We start from the raw sequence: 11,956 nt of genomic DNA, 5'->3' as shown, positions 1-11,956 counted from the left end.
CGCCGTCACGAGTGCGTCCGCAGCAGCGTCCGCATCGTCCGCATCGCCACCGACAGGTTGGCGAGGTCGAAGGCGTCCGAACCCTTGATCTCCTCCAGCGTGGTGCGCGCCCGGCCGAGGATCGCCGCGTTCTTCCGCTCCCACAGCTCGAACCGCTGCTCCGGCGTCGACGTGCCGTTGCCCGCCGCCAGCACGTCCGCCGTGAGCGCCGCGTGCGCCGCGTACAGGTCCTCGCGGATCGCCGCGCGGGCCATGGACTGCCAGCGGTCGGCGCGGGGCAGATCGCTGATCCGGTCCATCAGCTGGGTGATGCCCAGCCGGTCCGCGACGTCGTAGTACACCTCGGCGACGTCCAGCGGCTCCTTGCCCATGCGGTCGGCCACCGAGACGATGTCCAGCGTCGGGAAGGCCGACGAGAACCCGGCCACGCGTGTGGCCGGCTCGTCCGGCACCCCGGCGGCGGTCAGCTCGTCGTAGATGTGCTGGTACCAGTCCGCGTCCGCGCCCCGCAGCAGCTTGGGCAGCTGCGCCCAGACCTGCTCGACGCGCTCGGCGAAGAAGTCCACCGTCTCGGCGAGCTCCAGCGGCTGCGGCCGGTTGTTGAGCAGCCAGCGGGTGCCGCGCTCGACCAGCCGGCGCGAGTGCAGCCGGATCCGGGTCTGGACGGCGGCCTCCACCTTGGTGTCCAGGGACTCCACCGCGTCCCACACCGGGGAGGCGCGGAAGATGGCCCGGGCCGCGGTCTGCGCCCGCACGATCTCCTCGAGCGACGCGCCCGTCTCCTCGCGCATCCGGTGCAGATACGTCGTACCGCCCGTGTTGACCGTGTCGTTGACCAGCACCGTGGTGGTGATCTCGCGGCGCAGCGGGTGGTTGTCGATCTCCTCGAGGAACTGCTCGCGCAGCGCCGTCGGGAAGTACGCGTGCAGCAGGCTCCTGAGGTACGGGTCGTCGGGCAGCGAGGTGTGCAGCAGCTCCTCGGCGACCGTGATCTTCGTGTACGCCAGCAGGACGGCGGTCTCCGGGCCGGTCAGGCCCTGTCCGGCGGTCAGGCGTTCGCGGATCTGGCGGTCGGTGGGCAGGAACTCCAGGGCCCGGTCCAGGCTGCCCTCGCGCACCAGGTGGCGCATGAAGCGCTGCTGGGCGTTGAGCATGTCGTTGGACTGGGCGAGCGCGTTGGCGATCGCCGTGTTCTGCGCGTAGTTGTTGCGCAGGACCAGCGCGCCGACCTCGTCGGTCATCTCGGCGAGCAGCTTGTTGCGCTGCTTGACGGTCATGTCGCCGTCCTTGACGAGACCGTTCAGCAGGATCTTGATGTTCACCTCGTGGTCGGAGGTGTCCACGCCCGCGCTGTTGTCGATGGCGTCCGTGTTGATCTTGCCGCCGGTGCGGGCGAACTCGATCCGGCCCAGCTGGGTCAGGCCCAGGTTGCCGCCCTCACCGACGACCTGGACCCGCAGGTCCTTGCCGTCGACGCGGATGGGGTCGTTGGCCTTGTCGCCGACGTCGCCGTTGGACTCGGTGGACGCCTTGACGTACGTGCCGATGCCGCCGTTCCACAGCAGGTCCACCGGGGCGGTGAGGATCGCCTTCATCAGCTCGGCCGGGGTCATCTTGGTGACGCCGGCCTCGATGCCGAGGGCCTCGCGGATGTGCGCGTTGACCGGGATCGACTTGGCCGTGCGCGGGAAGACACCGCCGCCGGCCGAGAGCAGCTCGGTGTCGTAGTCCTCCCACGAGGAGCGCGGCAGGTCGAACAGCCGGCGGCGCTCGGCGTACGAGACGGCCGCGTCCGGCGTCGGGTCGATGAAGATGTGCCGGTGGTCGAAGGCGGCGACCAGACGGATGTGCTCGCTGAGCAGCATGCCGTTGCCGAAGACGTCGCCGGACATGTCGCCGATGCCGACGACCGTGAAGTCCTGGCTCTGGGTGTCGACGTCCAGCTCCCGGAAGTGCCGCTTGACGGACTCCCAGGCGCCGCGGGCGGTGATGCCCATGCCCTTGTGGTCGTAGCCGGCCGAGCCGCCGGAGGCGAAGGCGTCGCCGAGCCAGAAGTTGTAGGACTCGGCGACCTCGTTGGCGATGTCCGAGAACTTCGCGGTGCCCTTGTCGGCGGCGACCACGAGGTAGGTGTCGTCCTCGTCGTGCCGGACGACGTCCGCCGGGTGCTCGACCTCGCCGGCCACCATGTTGTCGGTGATGTCGAGCAGCGCCGAGATGAAGGTGCGGTAGCTGGCGATGCCCTCGGCCAGCCAGGCGTCGCGGTCCACGCTGGGGTCGGGGAGCTGCTTGGCGACGAAGCCGCCCTTGGCGCCGACCGGCACGATGACGGTGTTCTTCACCATCTGCGCCTTGACCAGGCCGAGGATCTCGGTGCGGAAGTCCTCCCGGCGGTCCGACCAGCGCAGACCACCGCGCGCGACCTTGCCGAACCGCAGGTGCACGCCCTCGACGCGCGGCGAGTACACCCAGATCTCGAACGCCGGGCGCGGCGCGGGCAGGTCCGGGATGGCCTGCGGGTCGAACTTCATGGAGACGTAGTCGTGCGGCTTGCCGTCGCTCGTCTTCTGGAAGAAGTTCGTCCGCAGCGTCGCCTTGATGACGGTGAGGAAGGAACGCAGGATCCGGTCCTCGTCGAGCGAGGCCACCTGGTCGAGGGCCGCGTCGAGCTCCTCGAGCAGGGCGTCCACGATCTCGTGACCGGCGCGCTGCCGCTCCGGTGCCATCCGCGCCTCGAACAGGGAGACGAGGAGGCGGGTGGTGTGGACGTTGTTGCGGAGGGTGTCCTCCATGTAGTCCTGGCTGAAGGTGGAGCCCGCCTGCCGCAGGTACTTCGCGTACGCGCGCAGCACCATGGCCTCGCGCCAGGTCAGGCCGGCGCTGAGGACGAGGGCGTTGAAGCCGTCGTTCTCCGCCTGGCCGGTCCAGGTGGCGGCGAAGGCGTCCTGGAACCGCTCGCGCGCGTCGTCGCCGAGGTACTCGCCGGCGGCGGCCTTCGGCATGCGCAGACCGAAGTCGTAGATCCAGGCCGTCGTGCGATCCGAGCAGCGCAGCTCGTACGGGCGCTCGTCGGTGACCTCGACGCCGAGCCGGCTGAGCACCGGCAGCACGTGCGAGAGGGAGACCGAGCCGCCCTTCTGGAAGATCTTGAACCGGCGCTCCTCGGGCACGGCGCCCACCGGCTCGTACAGGCTCAGCGCGAACGTCCTGTCCGCGTCGAGCCGCTCCAGGTGGCCGAGGTCGGCGACCGCGGAGCGCGGGCCGTGGTCGGCCTTGTAGCCCTCGGGGAAGGCCGATCCGTAGCGGCGCATGAGCTCCGCGGAGCGCTCCTCGCCGAACTCGGCGGTCAGCGCCTCGGCGAAGCCGTCGGCCCAGGAGCGGGCGGCCTCGACGAGGCGGGCCTCGATGCGCTCCTTGTCGGCGTCGGACAGCTCCGGCAGCTCGGTGCCCTGCGGCACACGGACCACGAAGTGGAGCCGGGACAGGATCGACTCGGTGTTCCAGGCCGTGAAGTCGACACTGGTGCCGCCGAGCTCCTCCTTGAGGATGTCGATGATCCGCAGCCGGACACCGGTGGTGTAACGGTCGCGGGGCAGGTAGACGAGGGCCGAGTAGTAGCGGCCGTACTCGTCCTGGCGCAGGTAGAGCCGCAGCCGGCGGCGCTCCTGGAGGTAGAGCACGGAGGTGACGATGGGTTCCAGTTCCTCGACCGAGGTCTGGAACATGTCGTCGCGCGGGTACGTCTCCAGGATCTGGAGCAGGTCACGGCCGTCGTGGCTGTTGGGCGAGAACCCGGCCCGGTCCAGCACCTCCTCCACCTTGCGGCGGATCACCGGCACGCGGCGGACGGACTCGGTGTAGGCGGCGGAGGAGAACAGGCCGAGGAAGCGCCGCTCGCCGACGACGTTGCCCTGCTCGTCGAACTTCTTGACGCCGATGTAGTCCAGGTACGACGGCCGGTGCACGGTGGCCCGGCTGTTGGCCTTGGTCAGCACGAGGAGCCGGTGCTCGCGGGCCTTGGCGCGGGCGTCGGCCGGCAGCCGCTCGAAGGACGGGCTGACCGGGTGGGCCTCGTCGGTCGCGTGGTGCGGGTCGGAGCGCAGGATGCCGAGGCCGGTGCCGGGGACGGCCGCCAGGGAGTCGTCCTCACGCAGCTGGTATTCGCGGTAGCCGAGGAAGGTGAAGTGGTCGTCCGCCAGCCAGCGCAGCAGCTCGCGGGCCTCCTCGACCTCCTGCGGGCGCAGGTCGTCCGGGGCGGGCTCGTCCGGCAGCCCCTCCGCGATGCGGACGGCCGCGTCGCGCATCTTGCCCCAGTCCTCGACGGTCTCGCGGACGTCATTGAGGACGCGGAGCAGGTCGGCGGTGATCTGCTTCAGGTCGCCGCGGTCGGTCTCGCGGTCGATCTCGACGTGGATCCAGGACTCGACGTGCGCGTCGTGCGGGAGGTCGTCGGTGGGCGGGCCGGGGAGGACCTCGACCAGCTTGCCGGTGACGTCGCGGCGGACCACGAACTGCGGGTGGACGACGACGTGGATGCCGCGGCCCTGGCGGGTCAGCTCGTTGGTGACGGAGTCGACGAGGAAGGGCATGTCGTCCGTGACGACCTCGACGACGGAGTGGCTGCACGTCCAGCCGTTCTCCTCCACCGTCGGGGTGTGGACCCGCACGTTCGCGGTGCCCTGGGGGCGGTTCTCGGCCAGCCGGTAGTGCGAGACGGCGGCTCCGAAGACGTCGACCGGGTCGCGGTCGGCGAGGTCCTCAGGAGCGGTGTGCCGGTAGTAGCGCCGAAGGAACGCGAACACGGACGCGTAGTCCGGAGTGCCCGGGATCCCCGGGGTGTCCGCCGAGCCCTCGTCCGTCGTCCCAGTCGGTAGGTGCCCCCCGACCGGGCTGTTCTCAGCTACCCGCGCGGCCCTCTCGAGCAGCTCGGCCTTGGCTTCGTCCAGCTTGGTCTGCATTGTCCTCTGGCTCCTGTCGCGCGCCGTTGCGTGACGTAGAAGGAAGTACGGTCTCCGGCCTTCCGACGTGGCGTCGAGACCCGGGGTGTCCGGTCCGTTCCGACGCTATGCCGCAAGACGAGAGGAGCGGGGGCATATCAGCCAATGTCGACGCGCCCACCGGATGTGATGTCGCTCTCGCGACCACCGTCCGGGGAGTACGCGGCGCCGAACCGGGGACCTTCGATGCCCCGTCCCGCCCGCGAAGACCAGCGACCGCCGCCCGGTCACGGATGTCGTCCGTGCTCGCCGGGCGCAGAGCAGGGGCGCCGGTGCCCCCGCGAGCTATCGCGCTGATCACGCCACAAGGCTATCGCCCCCGACAGGTCATCCGTCATGAGCCGCATGTGTACAAAACAACGCCCAGAACTTGGACATCCTGCACAGTCACTGCACCGCAGCACAGCTACGGGCAATCGTGCCGCCACAGCCGGCCGACTGCTGAGCTGCGGGCAATCGTGCCTCCCCCAGTGTCTGAACGGCCTGGGAGGCACCCCCAGGGGCGATGGGGGTCCCCCGCGCATGGGGGTCCCCCCGCGGGGGCGAAGCCGAGCGTGGGGGAGAAGCCGAGAGTGGGGAGGCACCCCGCAACGCCGGGCCGCGAAACCCACTCCCCGGCCGACACCCACACGGGGCACCACTCACCCCACGGCACCCTCGCCCGAGGGCATCCGGCCCCGGCCCCCACGACACCTCACGCCCCCGCCAATCGCTCCGCCTCCGCCACCGCCTCCCCCAACGTGTCCACCACCGGCACCCCGACCCCCACCAGACTCGCCCGACTGTGCGACCCCCCGGTGTACAGCACCGCCCGCGCCCCCACGTGCAGCGCCGCCACCGCGTCGTCCGCCGCGTCCCCGATCACCACGGTCCGGGCCGGCTCCACCACCGACCCCAGCGCCGCCAGATGCCGCACCATGTGCTCGGCCTTGCTCCCCCCGGACGGCCCCGTCCGTCCGTCGACGCGTATGAAGTGCGTCTCGATCCCCATCCCCCGCACCAGCGGAACGAGCTCCTCGTGCCCGTACATGCTGAGGATCGACTGGCTGCGCCCCGCCGCCCGCCACCCGGCGAGCAGCTCCGCCGCACCCTCGGTGAGCCCGCACCGCACCCGGTGCTCGGTGTAGTACCGGTGGAAGGCGGCGTCCATGACCTCCCACTCGGCGTCCGTGGGCAGCCGCCCCATCAGCCGCTCGTAGAACTTCGGCACCGGCACGCAGTACAGCGCCCGGTACTGCTCGAGCGTGATCGGCGTCAGCCCGAACTCGGCGAACGCCGCGTTCGTCGCCCCGATGATGGCGTCGTTGTCGTGGAACAGCGTGCCGTTCCAGTCCCAGACGATGTGCGCCCCTGTCTGCGTCCCCATGCCAGAAAACGTACCCGCCGCCACTGACACCGAAGACGCCCGCCCCGGACCCCGGGGGGCACGACGACGACCGCCACCGCTCAGTCGCGGGCCCCGACCAGGTGGGGGATCTCCTGCGTCGCGTACCAGAGCAGCTCGTGGTCCTCGGCCCCGTCCACCACGAACCCGGCGTCGTCGTCCCCGCCGTCCGCCGCCGCGAGGGCCTCGGCCGCGGCGGCCACGTCCGTCTCCGCGTCGGCGGAGTCGACGTGCACCGCGGCCGTCTTCGCCAGCCGTACGCCCCCGTCGACCAGCACCTCGCCCAGCGCGGGGGCACCGGCCTCCCGTCCAGGGCCGGCCGACACCGCCCCGTCGGAGACGTCCGCCGCGACCACGACCCGGCGTCGCGCCGCCCCCGCGTCCGCCGCCAGCAGCCGCAGCGAGGCCAGCGCGGCCCGGCTCAGGGCGGCGTACTCCAGCTCCTCGATGTCGTCCGAGCGGACCCACTCGCGCACCGCCGGCGTGACGGCGTACGCGACGAGCGGCCCGGTCTCCCCCAGTCGCCCCGTCCTGTGCGCCTCGGCGAGGCCGGAAAGGGTCAGGGGGACGTAGACGCGCATGACGGGCCGCTTTCGTGGTCGGGAACCGGAGGGAAGCCGGGCAGAGGACGAAGATCCGTCCAGCGGCCTTCAGGATACGTGCGGCGTCCCCTTTCGGGCGCCCGCCGAGGGCACCGGAAGCGTCCACTTCCGGCCCCGGAATTCACCCGGTGCACCCGCACCGTCCCCGCCTTTCCCATGGCCTCGCCGCACCTCCTGCCACTCGGATAGGTGAACCTCCCGACGCCCCCGACGCGGCTCTCCGCCTCCTTGCCGTGGCCGCCCGCCGACCCGTACAAGATCCCCGACCATGAAGTTACCGCCCGGTATCGCCCGGGTCGCCGAAACGGGGATCCCCATGCAGCCCACACCGACCGTGCCGCCCCTGCGCAAGGTCATGACCAGGACCCGCCCGACCTCCCACCTCCCGGCCGCGCCCCGTCCCACGGGTGGCGTGCCCGTCCTTCCCCAGGCACCCGCCCAGGGCGCCTCGCTCGCCCCGGCGGACGCCTCACCGGGCGGCGTACCGCCCCGCAGGCCCGGCGGACGCGGCGTCCGCACCGCGGCGCCGGGAGGGCGGCCTCCGGGCTCTCCGGGCCGCTCCGCCCGCGCCCGTACGCGGCCGGCCGACAACCGCCCGGTGACCGCCGGACCGGGCGGCCTGGCCAGGGCGAACGCACGCGCGGCAGCCACCACCGCCGTCCCCGCCCCGGACCGCGCCTCGGCCGCCGCCCGCCGGATCGCGACCCCCGCGCCGACGACCGCCCCCGCCACCCGGCGGGTTCCCGCCCAGGCCCCGCGCCGGCCGGTCCCGCAGCTCCGTCCCACGGACCACTTCGCTGAGCTCCTCCTCGAGGTGCTCAGCGGCAGGCGCCCCGTACACGCGATGCTCCGGCACACCGTCGGCCGTGCCTACGACGAACTGGCCCGGCTGGCCGAACGCGGCCCGCTGCGCACCCGCGGCACCCTCCCCGTCGTCCGCGACATCGGCTACTACGAGGCCCGTCCGGGCGCACTGGAGGTCTTCGCCCGGATCGGTGCCGGTGACCAGCTGCGTGCCATGGCCTTCCGCCTGGAACAGGGACGGGACCTGCGCTGGCGCTGCGCCGCGGTGGAACTGGGCGGCCCCCGCAGGCGGCCGGCGGACGACGACTACGACGCCTGACCTCGGCGACCGGCACAGTCACCGCGTCCCGGACAGGCCGAAGGGCCGGGCTCCCCTGGGGTGCCCGGCCCTTCCCGCCGCCACGGCGCCTCGCAGGCGCCGCGGTGTCACTTCTTGCGGCGCCGCCCGCCCTTGGCCTGCTTGCGGCGCTCCGCGCGCGTGAGACCGTCGGCCGAGGACCGCGCGGGCTCCTCGTCGGTGGTGAAGTCGCCCTCGATGACACCGCCCTCGCCGTCCACGGTCGGAGCGGAGAAGTGGAGGTCCCGGCGCTGCGGCGCGTCGAGCCCCTTCGCGCGGATCTCCGGACGCGCGCCGGCCTGGGCCGGGACGGCGTCCTGCGGGGCCTTCTCCAGCGAGGGAGCGGCGGCCTCGACGGGGACCTCCTCGACCTGCTGCTCGACCTGGACCTCCAGGTTGAACAGGTAGCCGACGGACTCCTCCTTGATGCCCTCCATCATGGCCTGGAACATGTCGAAGCCCTCGCGCTGGTACTCGACCAGCGGGTCCTTCTGCGCCATCGCGCGCAGGCCGATGCCCTCCTGGAGGTAGTCCATCTCGTAGAGGTGCTCGCGCCACTTGCGGTCGAGGACCGAGAGCACGACCCGGCGCTCCAGCTCACGCATGATCTCGGAGCCGAGCTGCGCCTCGCGCGCCTCGTACTGCTCCAGGATGTCGTCCTTGATGGACTCCTCGATGTACTCGGCGGTCAGGCCGGCCCGGTCGCCGGCCGCCTCCTCCAGCTCCTCGACGGTGACCTTCACCGGGTAGAGCTGCTTGAAGGCGCCCCACAGCCGGTCGAGGTCCCAGTCCTCGGGGAAGCCCTCGGCGGTCTCGGCCTGGACGTAGGCGTCGATCGTGTCGTTCATGAAGTGCTGGATCTGCTCCTGCAGGTCCTCGCCCTCCAGGACGCGGCGCCGCTCGCCGTAGATGACCTCGCGCTGCCGGTTGAGCACCTCGTCGTACTTCAGGACGTTCTTACGGGTCTCAAAGTTCTGCGTCTCGACCTGCGACTGGGCGGACGCGATCGCCCGGGTGACCATCTTGTTCTCGATCGGCACGTCGTCGGGCACGTTGGCCATCGACATCACGCGCTCGACCATCTGGGCCTTGAACAGCCGCATCAGGTCGTCGCCGAGGGAGAGGTAGAACCGGGACTCGCCGGGGTCGCCCTGGCGGCCGGAACGACCGCGCAGCTGGTTGTCGATGCGGCGGGACTCGTGCCGCTCGGTGCCCAGCACATAGAGGCCGCCGAGCCGCTCGACCTCTTCCTTCTCGGCCTTGACGGCCTGCTCGGCCCGCTCCAGGGCGGCGGGCAGGGCCGCGGCCCACTCCTCGATGTGCTCCTCGGGGTCGAGGCCCCGCTGGCGCAGCTCGGCCTCGGCGAGGTCCTCGGGGTTGCCGCCGAGCTTGATGTCCGTACCGCGGCCGGCCATGTTGGTGGCCACCGTCACAGCGCCCTTGCGGCCCGCCTGGGCGACGATCGACGCCTCACGCTCGTGGTGCTTGGCGTTGAGCACCTCGTGCTGGATGCCGCGCTTGCTGAGCTGCTGCGAGAGGTACTCGGACTTCTCGACCGAGGTGGTGCCGACGAGGATCGGCTGGCCCTTCTCGTGCTTCTCGGCGATGTCGTCGACGACCGCCTCGAACTTGGCGACCTCGGTGCGGTAGATCAGGTCGGACTGGTCCTTGCGGACCATCGGCCGGTTGGTCGGGATGGGCACCACGCCGAGCTTGTAGATCTGGTGGAACTCGGCGGCCTCGGTCATCGCCGTACCGGTCATGCCGGACAGGCCCGGGAGTTCCTTGCCGTCGTGGTCGTGGCGCTTGTAGAGGCGGAAGAAGTTCTGGAGGGTGATCGTGGCGAGCGTCTGGTTCTCGTCCTTGATGTCCACCCCTTCCTTCGCCTCGATCGCCTGGTGCATGCCCTCGTTGTAGCGGCGGCCGGCGAGGATACGTCCGGTGTGCTCGTCGACGATCATGACCTCGCCGTCGAGGACGACGTAGTCCTTGTCCTTCTTGAAGAGTTCCTTGGCCTTGATGGCGTTGTTCAGGTAACCCACGAGCGGGGTGTTCACCGACTCGTAGAGGTTGTCGATGCCCAGCCAGTCCTCGACCTTGCTGACGCCGGACTCGTGGATGGCGACCGTGCGCTTCTTCTCGTCGACCTCGTAGTCGCCGGTCTCCTCGATGCCCTTGAGGGGGTTGCCCGCCTCGCCCTTCTTCAGGCGCGTGACCAGCTTGGCGAAGTCGCCGTACCACTTGGTGGCCTGGTCGGCCGGGCCGGAGATGATCAGCGGCGTGCGGGCCTCGTCGACGAGGATGGAGTCGACCTCGTCGACGATGGCGAAGTTGTGGCCGCGCTGGACGAGCTCGTCCTTGGACCACGCCATGTTGTCGCGGAGGTAGTCGAAGCCGAACTCGTTGTTCGTGCCGTACGTGATGTCGCACTTGTACATCTCGCGGCGCTGGGCCGGCGTCTGGTTGGCCAGGATGCAGCCGACCTCGAGCCCGAGGAACTTGTGGACGCGGCCCATCATCTCGGAGTCGCGCTCGGCCAGGTAGTCGTTGACCGTGACGATGTGGACGCCGTCGCCGGAAAGGGCGTTCAGATAGGCGGGCAGCGTACCGACCAGGGTCTTGCCCTCACCGGTCTTCATCTCCGCCACGTACCCGAGGTGCAGGGCGGCGCCGCCCATGATCTGCACGTCGTAGTGGCGCTGGCCGAGGACGCGCTTGGCGGCCTCGCGGACGGTGGCGAAGGCCTCGGGCAGCAGGTCGTCCAGGCTCTCACCGTCGGCATAGCGCTGCTTGTACTCATCGGTGAGGGCCCGCAGCTCGGCGTCGGAGAGGTCGACGAAGTCCTCTTCGATGGAGTTGACCTGGTCCGCGATGCGGTGCAGCTTGCGCAGGATCTTGCCTTCGCCTGCACGCATGATCTTCGAGAGGACGGACACGGGGGTTGGTCTCCTTGCCGGTCGGGCCTGGGACGGTCGGTTTCCATGTGACTGACTGAGCAACGGCCATCGTATGCGAGGACCCCGCCGCCCCGGGAGGCCTGCCACAGCCGGGACCGCGCACTCCTGCGTCCTTCTTGCGGTCGCCGTCACATGGTTCAACGTGCGAGGCCCGCGGATGGTGCCGCACCCGCCGACCAAATGCACGGAAAGTGACCGCCCGTCCCCACACCGCAAACCCATGGCGCGTGCCGCGGGTCGCCCCGCAGAATCGGCCGATGGAACCCCGGACGCTCACCACCGACCGTCTCGTCCTGCGCACGGTCGGCCCCCAGGACACCGAGGCCGTGTACGCCGCCTGCCAGGACCCCGACATCCAGCGCTGGACGACGATCCCCTCGCCGTACCTCCCGGAACACGCGCGGGGCTTCACCGAGCAGCTGGTCCCCGACGGCTGGGCGAACGACTCGATGTTCACCTTCGGCGCCTTCCTGCCCACCGGCGAGCTCACCGCCATGCTCGGCGTCACGATGGTCGCCCCGGGCGTCGGCGAGATCGGCTTCTGGGCCGTCAGGCAACACCGCGGACGCGGCTACGTCACCGAGGCCGCCTCCGCCCTCGCCCGCTGGGCCTTCCGCCACCGGGCTCTCGACCGCCTGGAGTGGCGCGCCGAGGTCGGCAACGCCGCCTCCCGCGCGGTGGCCCTGCGCGTCGGCTTCACCGTGGAGGGCACGCTGCGCTCCGCGCTCCTCAACAACGGCACCCGCCGCGACTGCTGGATAGCCTCTCTCCTCCCCTCAGACCTCTCCCTCCCCACCCCCACCCCCTACCTCCCGGCCACCTCTCGCCGGTCGTAGCTGCGGGCACCGCCCCACCCAGCTGCGGGCAGTCGTGCC

Annotated in this window: 6 protein-coding genes; 2 read left to right on the top strand and 4 right to left on the bottom strand. The window is 71.0% G+C overall.

Annotation, left to right across the window (positions count from 1 at the left end; translation table 11 throughout):
- Window positions 1-5: 5 nt before the first annotated feature.
- The 3 genes from AB0E77_RS07145 to AB0E77_RS07135 form a co-directional block, all read right to left on the bottom strand.
- Window positions 6-4,958: an NAD-glutamate dehydrogenase gene (locus AB0E77_RS07145; protein WP_361566758.1), complete on the bottom strand. Its 4,953-nt coding sequence runs from the start codon at window positions 4,956-4,958 to the stop codon at window positions 6-8.
- 733 nt (window positions 4,959-5,691) lie between these two features.
- Window positions 5,692-6,363, bottom strand: coding sequence for an HAD family hydrolase (locus tag AB0E77_RS07140; protein WP_361566755.1), 672 nt, complete (start codon window positions 6,361-6,363; stop codon window positions 5,692-5,694).
- Between the two features lie 80 nt (window positions 6,364-6,443).
- Window positions 6,444-6,962 carry a hypothetical protein gene (locus tag AB0E77_RS07135; RefSeq protein WP_361566752.1) on the bottom strand — a complete coding sequence of 173 codons (519 nt, stop codon included), beginning with the start codon at window positions 6,960-6,962 and terminating at the stop codon, window positions 6,444-6,446.
- 337 nt (window positions 6,963-7,299) lie between these two features.
- On the opposite strand from AB0E77_RS07135, the gene AB0E77_RS07130 reads away from it, so the two are divergent.
- Complete coding sequence (locus AB0E77_RS07130; RefSeq protein ID WP_361566749.1) at window positions 7,300-8,106, top strand: Rv3235 family protein; 807 nt, start codon at window positions 7,300-7,302, stop codon at window positions 8,104-8,106.
- Window positions 8,107-8,213: 107 nt separating this feature from the next.
- Here AB0E77_RS07130 and secA read toward each other — a convergent pair whose 3' ends face one another.
- Window positions 8,214-11,060, bottom strand: a complete 2,847-nt coding sequence (secA, locus tag AB0E77_RS07125) for a preprotein translocase subunit SecA (RefSeq protein ID WP_361566746.1) — start codon at window positions 11,058-11,060, stop codon at window positions 8,214-8,216.
- 278 nt (window positions 11,061-11,338) lie between these two features.
- Here secA and AB0E77_RS07120 point away from each other — a divergent pair, with 278 nt between their 5' ends.
- A complete protein-coding gene (locus AB0E77_RS07120; RefSeq protein ID WP_361566743.1) occupies window positions 11,339-11,917 on the top strand; it encodes a GNAT family protein in 579 nt (192 codons plus the stop codon).
- Window positions 11,918-11,956: the final 39 nt, after the last annotated feature.

The sequence above is a fragment of the Streptomyces sp. NPDC032940 genome (assembly GCF_040636935.1).
Taxonomy (GTDB): Bacteria; Actinomycetota; Actinomycetes; order Streptomycetales; family Streptomycetaceae; genus Streptomyces.
This window is presented reverse-complemented; position numbering and strand designations above follow the sequence as displayed.

Coding starts and splice junctions, on each gene's coding strand:
- AB0E77_RS07145 (WP_361566758.1), bottom strand. CDS start 4,958: ATGCAGACCAAGCTGGACGAAGCCAAGGCCGAGCTGCTCGAGAGGGCC.
- AB0E77_RS07140 (WP_361566755.1), bottom strand. CDS start 6,363: ATGGGGACGCAGACAGGGGCGCACATCGTCTGGGACTGGAACGGCACG.
- AB0E77_RS07135 (WP_361566752.1), bottom strand. CDS start 6,962: ATGCGCGTCTACGTCCCCCTGACCCTTTCCGGCCTCGCCGAGGCGCAC.
- AB0E77_RS07130 (WP_361566749.1), top strand. CDS start 7,300: ATGCAGCCCACACCGACCGTGCCGCCCCTGCGCAAGGTCATGACCAGG.
- AB0E77_RS07120 (WP_361566743.1), top strand. CDS start 11,339: ATGGAACCCCGGACGCTCACCACCGACCGTCTCGTCCTGCGCACGGTC.